This window comes from Hydrogenophaga sp. 70-12 (assembly GCF_001897365.1).
GTDB lineage: Bacteria > Pseudomonadota > Gammaproteobacteria > Burkholderiales > Burkholderiaceae_C > Hydrogenophaga > Hydrogenophaga borbori.
This window is the reverse complement of sequence record NZ_MKSS01000149.1, coordinates 1-13,904: the sequence shown is the minus strand read 5'-3', so window position 1 is coordinate 13,904 and position 13,904 is coordinate 1. Positions and strand designations below refer to the sequence as shown.

Sequence of the window (13,904 nt, the reverse complement as noted above, 5' to 3'; positions counted from 1 at the left end):
GTTGTTCTTCATGCGGGTCTCCTTGCAATCGATCGGTGGAAGGGCTTTCACTATGCCCACACCGGGCCCCGGCGTACACTCCCCTCTGCTCCGGGGTGCCCCGGCCTGTGAAGGCCCGGCGCTGAGATGGCTGAAATGCCGAACCCGTGAACTTGATCCGGCTAGTACCGGCGAAAGAAGAGCGCAGCCGAGATGAGCGGCATGCCAGCCCACCGCCCCATGGCGGCACGGGAGCCCGGCATGAACTCCCGCCCGGCGGTCCTCCGGAGCACACAGCCCCCGTTGCTCGCCACCAGGAGACCGCCCCATGAACGCCCCCGACAAGTTCGCCCCCCTGCTCACGCTCACGCGCGAGCCCTCCCCCGCCTCCACCAAGGTCTTCGTGCCCGGCGCGCAGGCCGGCGTGCAGGTGCCCATGCGCGAGATCGCGCTCACCAACGGCGAGCGCGTGACGGTCTACGACACCTCGGGCCCCTACACCGACCCGACGGTGAGCATCGACGTGAGGAAGGGCCTGGCCCCCGTGCGCGCGGCCTGGATCGAGGCCCGCGGCGACACCGAGGCCTACAGCGGGCGCGAGCGCCAGGCGCTGGACGACGGCGTGAAGCACGAGGTACCGGATGCGCACGCGGCCGAGCGCATCGCCGCCCTGCGCAGCGAGGCCGCCGCGCTGCAGCGCACGCCGCGCCGCGCCAAGGCCGGCGCCAACGTCACCCAGATGCACTACGCGCGCCAAGGCATCGTAACCCCCGAGATGGAGTACATCGCCATCCGCGAGAACGGCAAGCGCGACTGGATGCGCGAGTACCTCGGCGACCCCGAGCGCGAGGCACGCCTGCGCGGCAACCCCATGGGCGCGCGCATCCCCGAGATCATCACGCCCGAGTTCGTGCGCGAAGAGGTCGCGCGCGGGCGCGCCATCATCCCGGCCAACATCAACCACCCCGAGCTCGAGCCGATGATCATCGGCCGCAACTTCGGCGTGAAGATCAACGCCAACATCGGCAACTCGGCCGTCACCTCCAGCATCGAGGAAGAGGTGGAGAAGCTCGTGTGGTCCATCCGCTGGGGCGGCGACACGGTGATGGACCTCTCGACCGGCAAGAACATCCACACCACGCGCGATTGGATCGTGCGCAACTCGCCCGTGCCCATCGGCACCGTGCCCATCTACCAGGCGCTGGAGAAGGTGGGCGGCGTGGCCGAGGACCTCAGCTGGGAGATCTTCCGCGACACCCTGATCGAGCAGGCCGAGCAGGGCATCGACTACTTCACTATCCACGCGGGCGTGCGCCTGCCCTTTATCCACCTCACGACCAAGCGGCGCACCGGCATCGTCTCGCGCGGCGGCTCCATCCTGGCCAAGTGGTGCATCACCCACCACAAGGAGAACTTCCTCTACACGCACTTCGAGGAAATCTGCGAAATCATGAAGGCCTACGACGTGAGCTTCTCGCTCGGCGACGGCCTGCGCCCTGGCAGCGGCGCCGACGCCAACGACGAGGCCCAGTTCGCTGAGCTGCGCACGCTGGGCGAGCTCACGCAGATCGCCTGGAAGCACGACGTGCAGACCATGATCGAAGGCCCCGGCCACGTGCCCATGCACCTGATCCAGGCCAACATGGACGAGCAGCTCAAGCACTGCCACGAGGCGCCCTTCTACACCCTGGGCCCGCTGACCATCGACATCGCGCCGGGCTACGACCACATCGCCTCGGCCATCGGCGCGGCCATGATCGGCTGGATGGGCACGGCCATGCTGTGCTACGTCACGCCCAAGGAGCACCTGGGCCTGCCCGACCGCGACGACGTGAAGCAGGGGATCATTGCCTACAAGATCGCCGCGCACGCGGCCGACATCGCCAAGGGCCACCCCGGCGCGCGCGCGCGCGACGACGCCATGAGCAAGGCGCGCTTCGAGTTCCGCTGGCGCGACCAGTTCGCGCTCGGCCTGGACCCGGACACCGCCGAGGCCTACCACGACGAAACCCTGCCCAAGGACTCGTCGAAGGAGGCGCACTTCTGTTCCATGTGCGGCCCCAAGTTCTGCTCGATGAAGATCACGCAGGACGTGCGCGACTACGCCGAGCAGAAAGGCCTGGCCGAGGCCGAGGCGTTGCAGCAGGGCATGGCCGAGAAGTCGGCCCAGTTCAAGGCCGCGGGCGGCGAGTTCTACGTGCCGCTCGACACGCTGAAGAAGGGCTGAGCATGGCGCGCATCGCGATCGCGGGCGCCGGGGTACTGGGCCGCCTGCTGGCCTGGCGGCTGGCGAGCGAAGGCCATTCGGTGAGCGTGTTCGACCCGGCCGACGGCCCCCAGCCGCCCACGCCGGGCCAGGTGGCGGCGGTGAACCCGCGGCCGCACGCGGCGGGCTTCACCGCCGCCGGCATGCTGAGCCCCTTGGCCGAACTCGACGGCGCCGAGCCCGCGGTGGCGCGCCTGGGCTGGCGCTCGCTGCCGCTGTGGCAGGCCATCGGCCGGCAGCTGGCCGAGGGCGGGGCGCCCGGGCTGGTGCGCACCGAGGGCAGCCTGCTGCTTGCGCACGGCAGCGACCGGGGCAACGCGCAGCGCACGCTGGCGCGCCTGAACGGCGTGCCCGAAGCGCCCGCGCCCCAGCCCCTGGACGCCGCCACGCTGCGCGCGCTGGAGCCCGCGCTGGCCAGCGGCCTGCTGGCCTGGCTGCTGCCCGGCGAAGGCCAGCTGCTGCCGCGCGAGACCCTGCTGGCCCTGGCCGAGCAGGCCGGCGGCGTGCAATGGCACTGGAACACCCTGGTCGACACCGTGGACGCGGGCCGCCTGCGCCTGATCGGCGGCGACACCGCCGCGGCCGATCTCGCCATCGACACGCGTGGCCTGGGTGCGCGGCCCGAGGTGCCGCTGCGCGGTGTGCGCGGCGAGGTGCTGTGGCTGCACGCCCCCGGCGTGCGCCTGCGGCGGCCCGTGCGCCTGCTGCACCCGCGCCACCGCGTCTACCTGGTGCCGCGCCCGGGCGACCGGATCGTGGTGGGCGCCAGCGAGATCGAGAGCGAGGACCGCTCGCCCGTCAGCCTGCGCAGCGCCGTCGAGCTGATGTCGGCCGCCCACAGCGTGCTGCCCGAGCTCGCCGAGGCCCGCATCGACCACCTGGAAACCAACCTGCGCCCCGCGCGCGCCGACCACCTGCCCAGCATCGAGCACAGGCCCGGGCTGCTGCGCATCAACGGCCTGTTCCGCCACGGCTGGATGGTCGCACCCGCGGTGGTGCAAGACGCCCTTGCCGCCGCGGGCTTGGCGAGCGAGGGACAATCCCCGCCATGACAGCCCCCCTTCCCACCGTGCGCCTGAACGGTCGCGAACTGCCCTGCCCGCCCGGCACGACTCTGCACAGCCTCCTGGAGCGCGAAGGCCTGCGCCCCGAACGCGTGGCCACCGCGCTCAACGCGCGCTTTGTGCCGCGCGCCGCGCGCGCCGACACCCCCCTGCAGGCTGGCGACGAGGTGAGCACCTTCGAAGCCATCGTCGGAGGCTGAGCGTGGACCTCCAGACGACACCTCTCATGGACCCTGCGCCCTGGGTCGCCTATGGCGAAACCCTTGCCACGCGACTGATGCTGGGCACCGCCGGCTACCCCTCGCCCACCGTGCTCCAGCAGGCCCTGCAGGCCAGCGGCGCGTCCGTCGTCACGCTGGGCCTGCGCCGCATGGCGGCCGCCGGTGGCGCCGAGGGCAACGCCTTCCTGGCCGAGCTGCTGCCGCCGCTGCGCGCGCGCGGCGTGCGCCTGCTGCCCAACACCGCCGGCTGCCGCAGCGCGCGCGAGGCCGTGGCCCTGGCGCACATGGCGCGCGAGTTGCTCGACACGCACTGGATCAAGCTGGAGGTGGTGGGCGACGAGCACACCCTGCAGCCCGATCCCTGGGGCACGGTCGAGGCCGCCGCCGAACTCGTGAAGGCCGGCTTCGCGGTCTTTCCGTACTGCACCGATGACCTCGTCACCTGCCAGCGCCTGCTGGACGCCGGCTGCGAGGTGCTGATGCCCTGGGGTGCGCCGATCGGCTCGGGCCAGGGTCTGCTCAACCCCTGGGCCTTGCGCACGCTGCGCGCGCGCCTGCCGGGCGTGCCCTTGGTGGTGGACGCCGGCATCGGCGCGCCCTCGCATGCGGCGCAGGCGCTGGAGCTGGGCTTCGACGCCGTGCTGCTGAACTCCGCCGTGGCGCACGCGCGCGAGCCCGTGGCCATGGCGCGCGCCTTCGGCGACGCGGTGCGCGCGGGCCGCCTGGCCTTCGAGGCCGGCGTCATGGCGCCGCAGGACATGGCTGTGGCGAGCACGCCCGTGAGCGGGCGGCCCATGCTGATCGGCTGAGCACCGCCCCCGATCGGCGACACTCCCGCGACCATGCAATCCCCCGCTCCCACCGAATCGCCCAGCGACGCCACCACCGACGCCGTACTGCGCCTCACCGCCCACGAGGCGGCCGCGCGCCTGGGCCTGCCCGCCGGCCGCCTGTCCGTTCCCGAACTCGCCCGCGCGCTGCGCGACCAGGGCGCCAGCGACGTGGTGATCACCGGCGACCCGCACGACTGGCTGGACACCCTGAACGCGCAGGGCTGGCTGACGCGCCCGCGCTCGGGCCCCACGGACCACGCCCTGCGCTTCAGCGCCGCGCTGGCGCAAGGCTGGGTCGCCGCCGACGCGGCCGTGCTCGCGCGCCTGCCCGACCGCGCCAGCTCGCTCGATCTGCCGGTGCTCTCCGTCGACGAGACCCCGGCGCGCTGGACGGCGCCGCTCTCGCACGTGCCCGCGCTGGGCGTTTACGCCATCGTGGACAGCGCCGAGCGCGTGCGCGCCTGCGCCGAGGCCGGCGCCGGCCTGATCCAGCTGCGGATCAAGGCGCGGCGCGACGACCCCGCGCTGGTGCCCGAACTGCGCGCCGCGCTGGACGCCGCGCGCGGCGCCGGCCGCGCCGCCCTGGTGGTGAACGACCACTGGCGCCTGGCGCTGTCGCTGAACGCGCCGGCCCTGCACCTGGGGCAGGAAGACTGGCTGGCGCTGCGGCACACCGAGCGCACCACCATCGCCACCGCTCAGGCGCGCGGCCTGCAGCTGGGCATGAGCTCGCACAGCCTGTGGGAGCTGTGCCGCGCGCGCGGCGCCGGGGCCGACCTGATCGCCTGCGGCCCGGTCTGGCCCACGCTCACCAAGGACATGCCCTGGCACGCGCAGGGCCTGGACAACCTGGCCTGGTGGGTGCGCATGGCCGGACGGCCGGTGATCGCCATCGGCGGCATCCTGGACCCCGACCAGCTCGAACAATGCGCCACCACCGGCGCGGCCACGGTGTGCGTGGTGCGCGGCCTGGGCGAGGACCCGCGCGCCACGCTGCCGCGCTGGCAGCGCGCTTGGGAAGCGGGACACGCCGCGCCGCGCCGCCCCGCCCCGGCGTGGCCACATCCCACGCTGTCGCCCGAGTGCGCGTGAACGACGACGACCTGCCCCCGCTGACCCCCACACCGCCCGGCCTGTACCGCCACTACAAAGGCGGCTGGTACGAGGTGATCGACACCGTGCGCTGCAGCGAGACGCTGCAGCCGCTGGTGCTGTACCGCGCGCTCTACGGCGCGGGCCTGAAAGGCGGGGGCCTGTGGGTGCGGCCTTCGGCCATGTTCAATGAGACCGCTGTCTTCGAGGGCCGGGAGCAGAAGCGCTTCCGCCGCGTCCGCGCGGCCGAGCTCATGCCCGCCGACCGGGCCAGCGCGCAGGCGCTGATCGCGCACCTGCGCGGCCGCGCGCAGCGCCAGGGCGTCGACCTGGACAGCGCCCTGCGCGCCCCGCCACCCGAGCCCGGCACCTGCTGCGGCCGCGGCTGCCACGGCTGCGTGTGGGAGGGCTACTACCACGCCGTGCGCTACTGGGCCGACGACGCGCTGGAGCGGCTGGGCTGAGGCCGCCGGCCGCGTCAGAACAATTCCCGCTGCGCCGACAGCGCCGCCGGCTGGAAGCGCGACAGGTCCATGGCCTCGCGCTCGGTGGCGTAGCCCAGCCGCGCGCAGGCCTTGTGGAAGCGCTGGCGCAGCAGCTCGGCCCAGGGGCCGCTGCCCTTCATGCGGGTGGCGAAATCGCTGTCGTAGTCACGACCGCCGCGCATGTCCTGGATGCGCGCCATCACCCTCCCCGCGCGCTGCGGGCAGTGCTGCAGCAGCCACTGGCGGAAGATGGGCGCCAGCTCCCAGGGCAGGCGGATCACCTGGTAGAAGGCGCGCCGCGCGCCGGCCTCGCGCGCGGCCTCCAGCACCTGCTCCATGTCTTCGTTCAGGAAGGGAATCTGCGGCGACACGCTCACGCCCACGGGGATGCCGGCCTCGGCCAGGGTGCGGATGGTGCGCAGTCGCCGGTGCGGCGCGGCGGCGCGCGGCTCCAGGGCGCGCGCCAGCTTGGGGTCCAGCGTGGTGATGGTGACGTAGACCGCCGCCAGGCCCTGCTCGGCCAGCGGCGCGAGCAGGTCGATGTCGCGCTCCACCCCGCTGCCCTTGGTGACGATGCCCACCGGGTGGCGCGCGCGGGCCAGCACGTCCAGCGTGGCGCGCGTCAAGCGCAGCTCGCGTTCGATGGGCTGGTAGGCGTCGGTCACGGTGCCCAGGGCCACCATGCTGGGCTCGTAGGACGGGCGCTGCAGCTCGCGCGCCAGCACCTCGGCGAAACCACGCTTGGCGATGAGGCGGGTCTCGAAATCCAGCCCCGGCGAGAGGTTGAGGTAGCTGTGGCTGGGCCGCGCGTAGCAGTACACGCAGCCGTGCTCGCAGCCCCGGTAGGGGTTGAGGCCGTGCACGAAGCCGATGTCGGGCGAGGCGTTGGTGGTGATCGCGCTGCAGGCGTCCTCCCAGCTCACGCTGGTGGCGGGCGCGGCGTGTTCTTCGGCCTGCGCGGCGTCGAGCGTGCTCCAGCCGTCGTCGAAAGCGGCGCGCGCGGCGGACTCGAAACGGTGGGGCTGTCGGAAGGACACGCCTCGCCCTTTGAGGGCCGCCACGGGGATGTGGACCTCGGTCATGAGGGCCTCCAAAATACTGTACAAAACCACAGTATATGAAGCACCCAGCCGGCGCGCACGGCCGCCCGTCGTCGCCGCCAGGGCCACGAACTGGCCCGGTTCCCCGCGCGCCCCCCACTTGTGTGACTTATGCCCGTCGCCCAATGTGGGGGCACGCATCGGCCCCTCCTTATACTGACCAGGGTAAGCCAAAAGACGTCCAGCCCTCGCGCTGAGATCGCCCGTTCTTCCAGATTTCAAGAGGGACCCCGGTTGAGCCAATCGAACATCGGCGGCTTTCGCCTGGCCGGCGTGAGCACCTGCCTGCCGCCGACGGTGGTGGACAACCTCGACCCGGCCCTGGGCTTCGCCCCCGAGGACGTGCGCAAGGTGGTGGCCATGGCCGGCGTGCGCGAGCGCCGCGTGGTCACGCCCGGCCTCACCTCGGCCGATCTGTGTTTTCGCGCCGCCACGCGGCTGATGGAGCGCCTGGGCTGGGCGCCCGACACCGTGAGCGCGCTGATCTTCGTCACCCAGACGCCCGACCACTTCCTGCCCTCCACCAGTTGCCTGTTGCAGCAGCGACTGGGCCTGCCCGACAGCTGCGCCGCCTTCGACGTCGGTCTGGGCTGCTCGGGCTACCCCTATGGCCTGTACCTGGCGGCCGCCATGCTGCGCGGCGGCGGCCACCGGCGCGTGCTCATGCTGCACGGCGAAACGCCCAGCCGCTTCGTCAGCCCCGAGGACCAGGCCACCGTGCTGCTGTTCAGCGACGCCGGCTCGGCCACCGCGCTGGAACTCGACGACGACCCGGCCGCTGGCGGCCAGTTCGTGCTGCACACCGACGGCAGCGGCGCCGAAGGCCTGATCCTGCGCGGCGGCGCCTTCCGCGACCGCGAGCCGGCCGACCCGCGCCACCGCTTCCTGGAAATGGACGGCGCGGCCATCTTCAACTTCACCATCAAGCGCGTGCCCGCGCTGATCGCCGACACCCTGGCCTTCGCCGGCAAGGCGGTGGCCGACGTCGACGCCTTCGTCTTCCACCAGTCCAACCGCTTCATCATGAAACACCTGATGAAGAAGAGCGGCCTGCCGGACGAGCGCGTGCCGATGTCGATCGAGGACAGCGGCAACTGCGGCGGCCCGTCGGTGGCGGTGGCGCTCACGCGCCGGATCGCGCCGCCGCCGCCCGGGCAGCACCGGCTGTGGATGCTGCTGGGCTACGGCGTGGGCCTGTCCTGGGGCGCCGCCCTGGTGCGGGCCGATCACCGCACCCTGCTGCTGCACGACGACGGCGAAGGCCTGTGATCCACCCCAACCGCTCCGCATGACGCCCAGCACCCGCCCCACCATCACCCAGACCGAGGCCCTGGCCATGCTGGCCGAGTGCTTCAACGTGCCGCCCGAGAGCCTGCACCCGGACGTGGAACGCGAGTCCATCGAAGACTGGGACTCCATGGGCGCGCTGATGCTGATCGCCGAACTCGACGAGCGCTTCGGCATCGAGCTCACGGCCGAGGTTTCGCGCGAGATGACGCGCATCGGCCACGTGCTGGACTTCCTGCGCGAGCAGGGAGCGCTGCGTGCGGGCGACTGAACCGAGCCGCCCCGTGGCGCCGGCACCGGCGCCACGCGTGCCGGCGCACGACAAGCTCGGCCGCCTGGTGGCGCGCAGCCTGGGCCTGGACGAAGCCGCGCTGCGCGAGGGCCTGCGCCCGGCCACGCTGGACGACCTGCCCCAGCTCATCGCCCTGCGCCGCGAGCACCTGCTGCCCGGCCACGAATGGGACGACGACGCCTACCTGCGCTGGCGCTACCGCCTCGGGCGCGAGGGTGCGGGCTTCGGCGAGCTGTGGTGCCTGCACGCCCACGGCCGGGTCCTGGCCACCATCGGCGTGGAAGACCTGCCCATCGAACTGGACGGCCAGGCGCTCGCCGGCGCGCAGGTGATGGACCTGCTGGTGCGGCCGCAGGCGCAGGAGTCGGGCCTGGGCATCTGGCTCAACCAGGCCATGCTCGCGCGCCACGGCTTCACGCTCGCGGTGGGCGCCAACCAGAACTCGGCCGGCATCGTGCGCCGCCTCTTCGAGCCGCTACCGCCGCGCCTGACCTTCACCCACCCACTGGACCTGCAGCCCTTCGTTCAGCGCCGCTGGCCCGCGCTGGCCGCCACGCCACTGGCCATGCGCCTGGCCAACGCCGGCCTGGCCCTGCGGCGCCTGGCGCTGCGCCGCCACCGCCCGCGCGGCTTCACGCTGGAGAACACCCCGCGGCTCGACCCCGCGCTCAGCGCGTCGGTGGCGCGCGGGGCCGCCGGCGTGCACCTGCGCCACGGCGGCGCCTACCTGCAGCGCCGCCTGCTCGACAACCCGCGCCGGCCCCTGAGCCTGCGCGTGGCGCGACGCGGCGACGCCGTGGCCGGCCTCATCGCCTGGTCGGTGGAGACCGACGACCGCGGCCGGCCCGAGCTGCACCTGGTCGATTGGCACCACGACGGCGACGACACCCTGCTGGTGCTGCTGCACGAGGCCATCCGCGAGGCCGCCGCGCAGCGCTGCACCTGCGTGCGCCTGCTGCTGCAGGACGAGGCCTCGCGGCGCGTGGCCGCGCGCGCCGGCTTCCTGCCGTCCCAGGACGACGGGGGCCGCCCCTGCGGCGTGCAGTCGCGCGACCCCGAACTGGCCGCCCGGCTGGCCCGCGCGCCCTGGCGCCTGACCGACCTGCGCGACGACGCCGATGGCTTCTAGGAAGCCTGAGCGCCCCTTGCCGAGCGAGGCCTGAGCATGTGCGGCATCGCCGGTCTCTTCAGCCCCCGCCAGCCGCCCCGGCGCGAGGAACTCGCCGCCATGGCGCGCGCCCTGCACCACCGCGGCCCCGACGGCCAGGGCGTGTGGCACGACGGGCCGATCGGCCTGGCGCACGCGCGCCTGGCCATCATCGATCTTGACGGCGGCGCCCAGCCCATGGCCAGCGCGGACGGCCGGGTGCAACTGGTCTTCAACGGCGAAATCTTCAACTACATCGAACTGCGCGCCGAGCTGCGCGCCTTGGGCCGGCGCTTCCGCACCGACTCCGACACCGAGGTGCTGCTGCAGGCCTACCAGGCCTGGGGCGATGGCTTCCTGTCGCGCCTGAACGGCCAGTTCGCCATCGGCCTGTGGGACGCCGCGCGCCAGCGCCTGCTGCTGGCGCGCGACGGCGTGGGCATCCGCCCGCTGTTCTGGACGCGGATGGGCGAACGCCTGGCCTTCGCCTCCGAGGCCAAGGCCCTGTTCGCCCTGCCCGCCGTGCCGCGCGCGCTCGACCCGGCCGGCCTCGCCTCCAGCCTGGGCTGGTGGGCGCCACTGGCGCCGCACACGGCATTCGAAGGCATCCACTGCCTGCCGCCGGGCCACCGCCTGGTGGTGGACGCGGCCGGTGAGCGCCTCAGCCGCTGGTGGGACTGGGACTTCCCCGACAGCGACCCCTTCGCCCCCGTGGACGAGGACGCGCTGGCCGACCAGCTGCACGCCCTGCTGGTGGACGCCGTGCGACTGCAGCTGCGCGCCGACGTGCCCGTGGGCGCCTACCTCAGCGGCGGGCTGGACTCGTCCATCCTCACCACCATCATCCGCCGCCACACCGACACACCGCTGCGTTGCTTCTCGCTCACCTTCGACGAGGCCGAGTACGACGAGAGCGAGCACCAGCGCCTGATGGTGCGTCACCTGGACACGCGGCACAGCGCCATCGGCTGCGGCCGGGCGGACATCGCCGCCGCTTTCGCGCGCAGCGTGTGGCACGCCGAGACCCCGCTGGTGCGCACCGCCCCCGCCCCCATGCTGCGCCTGGCCGACAGCGTGCGCGCGGCCGGCTACAAGGTGGTGCTCACCGGCGAAGGCGCGGACGAGGTGTTCGGCGGCTACGACCTGTTCAAGGAAGCCAAGATCCGCCGCTTCGTTGCGCGACTGCCCGGCTCGGCGCGGCGCGCGCGCGCGGTGGAGCGGCTCTACCCCTGGATGGCGCGCTCGCCCGGCGGCGCCAACAACGTCCTCGCGCAGCGCTTCTTCACCGACAGCCGCGTGCCCGACGGCGACCCCGGCTTCGCCCACCAAACGCGCCTGGCCAGCACGCGCCGCGCCTGGGCCTTCTTCACGCCCGAGTGGCAGCACAGGCTCGCCGCGCACGAGCCCGCCGCGCAATGGCGCGCGCGCGTGCCCGAGGCCTTCGCCCGCTGGCAGCCGCTGGCGCGCGACCAGTACACCGAGGCGCACACGCTCATGAGCGGCTACCTGCTGGCCGCGCAGGGCGACCGCATGGCCATGGCGGCGTCCATCGAAGGCCGCTACCCCTTCTTGGACCCGCGCGTGATCGCCTTCGCCGCCGCCCTGCCGCCGCGCCTGAAAATGCGCGGCCTGCGCGAGAAGCTGCTGCTGCGCCAGGCCTTCGCGCGCGAGCTGCCACCCGCCATCGGCCAACGCACCAAGCAGCCCTACCGCTCGCCCGACAGCGCCAGCTTCTTCGACAACGGCCAGCCCCTGCCCTGGGTGCGCGAGCTGCTGAGCGAGGACAGCCTGCGCGAGGCCGGGCTGTTCGACGCCCCCGCCGTCGCGCGGCTCAGCGCCAAGTGCGCGGCCGGCCGCGCCATCGGCTTCGCCGACAACATGGCCTTCGTGGGTGTGCTGTCCACCCAACTGCTGCACCGGCAGTTCGTGCGCGCCGAGGCACCGGCGATGGAGCCGTCATGAGCATGGGCCCGTTTGTGCACAGCGCCTTCGAGGCGCGCGGCCGCGAACAGCCGGGCAAGACCGCCGTGGTGGTGGGCGAGCGGCGCCTGAGCTACGGCGAACTCGCGGCCATGGCCCAGGGCATCGCCGAGGCCTTGCAGATGGAGGGCCTGCGGCGCGGTGATCGCGTGGTGCTGCTGCTGGACAGCGGCGCCGAGTACGTGGCCGCCCTGCACGCGGTGTGGCGCCTGGGCGCGGTGGCGGTGCCGCTGGGCCCGCAGACCAAGGCGGCCAAGCTCGCCCACGTGCTGGCCGACACCGGCGCGCGCGCCCTGCTCACGCAGGCCACGCTGGCCACCGTGTGGACCGCCGCGCTCGCGCAGGCGCCCGGCACGCTGGTGTGGGCCCATGGCCCGGTACCCGCGGCCACGGCCACCCAGCCCTGGCCCCGGCCCGCCCCCATCCCCGCGCCCCTCGCCGGCCCCACCAGCCCTGGCGAGCTGGCCACCCTGATCTACACCTCAGGCACCACCGGGCAGCCCAAGGGCGTGATGCTCAGCCACGCCAACATGCTCGCGGCCTGGCGCGCGGTGCAAACCTACCTGCAGCTGCGGCCCGACGACGTCATCGGCCTGGCGCTGCCGCCCAGCTTCAGCTACGGCCTGTACCACGTGGTGATGGGACTGGGGCTGGGCGCCACGCTGGTGCTGGAAAACAGCGCCGCCTTTCCCGCCAGGCTGCTGGAGCGCCTCGCGGCCGAGCGCGTGAGCGTTTTCCCTGGCGTGCCCATGCTGTGGGCCAGCCTGCTGGCGCTGGACCTGGGCGCGCACGACCTGTCCGCCCTGCGCCTCATCACCAACGCCGCCGCCGCCTTGCCGGCCGCGCACACCGCGCAGCTGCGCCAGCGCCTGCCCCGGGCGCGCCTGCTGCTCATGTATGGGCTGACCGAGTGCATGCGCGCGAGCTACCTGCCGCACGACGAGGTGGACATCCGTCCCGACAGCGTGGGCCGCGGCCTGCCCTTCCAGGCCCACTGGCTGATCGACGAGCATGGCCAGCGCCTGCCCGACGGCGGCCTCGGCGCCACCGGCGAGCTGGTGGTGAGCGGCCCGCACGTGAGCCCCGGCTACTGGAACGCGCCGCCCGGCCAGACCGGCCGCATCACCCCGGGCCCACGCCCCGGCGAACACACCCTGCGCACCGGCGACGTCTTCCGCTGCGACGCGCACGGCTGGCTCTACTGCGTGGGCCGTACCGACGACATGTTCAAGTCGCGCGGCGAGAAGGTCTACCCGCTGGAAGTGGAGCACGCCATCTGCGAGCTGCCCGGCGTGCTGGAGGCCGCCGTCGCCCCCATGCCCGACGAACGCCTGGGCCTGGCCGTGAAGGCCCACGTGCGGCTGCAACCCGGCGCCACGCTGAGCGAGCGCGAGGTCATCCGCCACTGCCAGGCCCGCCTGGAAAGCTGGATGGCGCCCAAGGCCGTGGCCTTCGTCGACCAGCTGCCCCAGACCGAGTCCGGCAAGCTGCGCCGGCGCGACCTGGCCTGAGCCCTTTTCCTTGACTCCCCAACGAGCACACCACCATGAGCACCATCAAAGCCGAGGTCCGGCGCTACATCGAAGAGAACCTGCTGCTGGGCGCGGGCGCCGTCTCGCCGGGCGACGACGAGTCCTTCCTGGAGCACCAGGTGCTCGACTCCACGGGCTTCCTCGAACTCGTGGCGCACCTGGAGGCGACCTATGGCATCACGATCGGCGACGAGGAAATGGTGCCGGAGAACCTCGATTCGCTGAACGCGATCGAGGCATTCGTGCGCAGCAAGCAGGAGGCCGCGGCATGAGCGCCGCACCGCTGGGCCCGCACAGCCTGCAACTCGACTGCGCGGCCGAACTCGCGCGCATCGGCGAATGGATTCCACGCGTGCTGACGCAGAAGCTGCGCCGCCGCGGCCTGGTGGTGGCCATCAGTGGCGGCATCGACAGCTCGGTCTGCGCCGCGCTGAGCGTGCGCGCCGTGGGCGCGGACAAGGTCTTTGGCCTGTTGCTGCCCGAGCGCGACTCCAGCGGCTTCAGCAGCGAGCGCGGCCGCTTGCTGGCCGAGCACCTGGGCATTCGGTACCAGGTGCACGACATCGCGCCCGCGCTGGAGGCCCTGGGCTGCTACCAGCAGCGCGACGAGGCCATCCGCCGCGTGG

14 protein-coding genes, 1 pseudogene and 1 riboswitch are annotated in these 13,904 nt (G+C 73.1%); of the genes and pseudogenes, 14 read left to right on the top strand and 1 reads right to left on the bottom strand.

Annotated elements, in window-relative coordinates; translation table 11 throughout:
* Positions 1-81 precede the first annotated feature (81 nt).
* Positions 82-196: riboswitch (TPP riboswitch) on the top strand.
* Positions 197-307: 111 nt separating this feature from the next.
* The 7 genes and pseudogenes from thiC to BGO22_RS09150 all read left to right on the top strand — a co-directional run bounded on the left by thiC (position 308) and on the right by BGO22_RS09150 (position 5,919).
* Positions 308-2,206 (top strand): phosphomethylpyrimidine synthase ThiC, encoded by a 1,899-nt coding sequence (gene thiC / locus BGO22_RS09180; RefSeq protein WP_286850337.1) that lies wholly within the window; start codon positions 308-310, stop codon positions 2,204-2,206.
* A gap of 2 nt (positions 2,207-2,208) precedes the next feature.
* Positions 2,209-3,297, top strand: a complete 1,089-nt coding sequence (locus BGO22_RS09175) for an FAD-dependent oxidoreductase (protein WP_070398984.1) — start codon at positions 2,209-2,211, stop codon at positions 3,295-3,297.
* On the top strand, positions 3,294-3,509 hold the full coding sequence (thiS, locus tag BGO22_RS09170; RefSeq protein ID WP_070398985.1) for a sulfur carrier protein ThiS: 216 nt from the start codon (positions 3,294-3,296) through the stop codon (positions 3,507-3,509). Before BGO22_RS09175 ends, thiS begins: the two co-directional genes overlap by 4 nt.
* Before the next feature lie 26 nt (positions 3,510-3,535).
* Positions 3,536-4,339 (top strand): thiazole synthase, encoded by an 804-nt coding sequence (locus BGO22_RS09165; RefSeq protein ID WP_070398986.1) that lies wholly within the window; start codon positions 3,536-3,538, stop codon positions 4,337-4,339.
* A gap of 33 nt (positions 4,340-4,372) precedes the next feature.
* A complete protein-coding gene (locus tag BGO22_RS09160; protein ID WP_070398987.1) occupies positions 4,373-5,455 on the top strand; it encodes a thiamine phosphate synthase in 1,083 nt (360 codons plus the stop codon).
* Positions 5,452-5,700 (top strand): annotated as a pseudogene (locus BGO22_RS09155) (DUF1653 domain-containing protein); the annotation flags it as partial. The gene BGO22_RS09160 and the pseudogene BGO22_RS09155, both read left to right, overlap by 4 nt.
* A 9-nt stretch (positions 5,701-5,709) precedes the next feature.
* Positions 5,710-5,919 (top strand): oxidoreductase-like domain-containing protein, encoded by a 210-nt coding sequence (locus tag BGO22_RS09150; RefSeq protein ID WP_239478321.1) that lies wholly within the window; start codon positions 5,710-5,712, stop codon positions 5,917-5,919.
* Between the two features lie 14 nt (positions 5,920-5,933).
* On the opposite strand, the gene BGO22_RS09145 is transcribed toward BGO22_RS09150, so the two are convergent.
* Complete coding sequence (locus tag BGO22_RS09145; RefSeq protein WP_070398989.1) at positions 5,934-7,022, bottom strand: PA0069 family radical SAM protein; 1,089 nt, start codon at positions 7,020-7,022, stop codon at positions 5,934-5,936.
* Positions 7,023-7,274: 252 nt separating this feature from the next.
* On the opposite strand from BGO22_RS09145, the gene BGO22_RS09140 reads away from it, so the two are divergent.
* The 7 genes from BGO22_RS09140 to BGO22_RS09110 form a co-directional block, all read left to right on the top strand.
* Complete coding sequence (locus BGO22_RS09140) at positions 7,275-8,309, top strand: 3-oxoacyl-ACP synthase III family protein (RefSeq protein ID WP_070398990.1); 1,035 nt, start codon at positions 7,275-7,277, stop codon at positions 8,307-8,309.
* 19 nt (positions 8,310-8,328) lie between these two features.
* Positions 8,329-8,598: an acyl carrier protein gene (locus BGO22_RS09135; protein ID WP_070398991.1), complete on the top strand. Its 270-nt coding sequence runs from the start codon at positions 8,329-8,331 to the stop codon at positions 8,596-8,598.
* A gap of 13 nt (positions 8,599-8,611) precedes the next feature.
* Positions 8,612-9,748, top strand: a complete 1,137-nt coding sequence (locus BGO22_RS09130) for a GNAT family N-acetyltransferase (protein WP_286850327.1) — start codon at positions 8,612-8,614, stop codon at positions 9,746-9,748.
* 36 nt (positions 9,749-9,784) lie between these two features.
* Positions 9,785-11,728: an asparagine synthase (glutamine-hydrolyzing) gene (gene asnB, locus BGO22_RS09125; protein WP_070398993.1), complete on the top strand. Its 1,944-nt coding sequence runs from the start codon at positions 9,785-9,787 to the stop codon at positions 11,726-11,728.
* Positions 11,725-13,257, top strand: coding sequence for a class I adenylate-forming enzyme family protein (locus tag BGO22_RS09120; protein ID WP_254668145.1), 1,533 nt, complete (start codon positions 11,725-11,727; stop codon positions 13,255-13,257). The genes asnB and BGO22_RS09120 overlap by 4 nt, the downstream gene beginning before the upstream one ends.
* Positions 13,258-13,292: 35 nt before the next feature.
* On the top strand, positions 13,293-13,550 hold the full coding sequence (locus tag BGO22_RS09115; protein ID WP_070398994.1) for an acyl carrier protein: 258 nt from the start codon (positions 13,293-13,295) through the stop codon (positions 13,548-13,550).
* On the top strand, positions 13,547-13,904 hold a 358-nt coding region (locus BGO22_RS09110), incomplete at its 3' end, for an adenine nucleotide alpha hydrolase family protein (protein ID WP_502686448.1). The genes BGO22_RS09115 and BGO22_RS09110, both read left to right, overlap by 4 nt.

Bases quoted from the DNA above. Each gene is read 5' to 3' on its own strand.
- thiC (WP_286850337.1), top strand. From the start codon at position 308: ATGAACGCCCCCGACAAGTTCGCCCCCCTGCTCACGCTCACGCGCGAG.
- BGO22_RS09175 (WP_070398984.1), top strand. From the start codon at position 2,209: ATGGCGCGCATCGCGATCGCGGGCGCCGGGGTACTGGGCCGCCTGCTG.
- thiS (WP_070398985.1), top strand. From the start codon at position 3,294: ATGACAGCCCCCCTTCCCACCGTGCGCCTGAACGGTCGCGAACTGCCC.
- BGO22_RS09165 (WP_070398986.1), top strand. From the start codon at position 3,536: ATGGACCCTGCGCCCTGGGTCGCCTATGGCGAAACCCTTGCCACGCGA.
- BGO22_RS09160 (WP_070398987.1), top strand. From the start codon at position 4,373: ATGCAATCCCCCGCTCCCACCGAATCGCCCAGCGACGCCACCACCGAC.
- BGO22_RS09150 (WP_239478321.1), top strand. From the start codon at position 5,710: ATGCCCGCCGACCGGGCCAGCGCGCAGGCGCTGATCGCGCACCTGCGC.
- BGO22_RS09145 (WP_070398989.1), bottom strand. From the start codon at position 7,022: ATGACCGAGGTCCACATCCCCGTGGCGGCCCTCAAAGGGCGAGGCGTG.
- BGO22_RS09135 (WP_070398991.1), top strand. From the start codon at position 8,329: ATGACGCCCAGCACCCGCCCCACCATCACCCAGACCGAGGCCCTGGCC.
- asnB (WP_070398993.1), top strand. From the start codon at position 9,785: ATGTGCGGCATCGCCGGTCTCTTCAGCCCCCGCCAGCCGCCCCGGCGC.
- BGO22_RS09120 (WP_254668145.1), top strand. From the start codon at position 11,725: ATGAGCATGGGCCCGTTTGTGCACAGCGCCTTCGAGGCGCGCGGCCGC.
- BGO22_RS09115 (WP_070398994.1), top strand. From the start codon at position 13,293: ATGAGCACCATCAAAGCCGAGGTCCGGCGCTACATCGAAGAGAACCTG.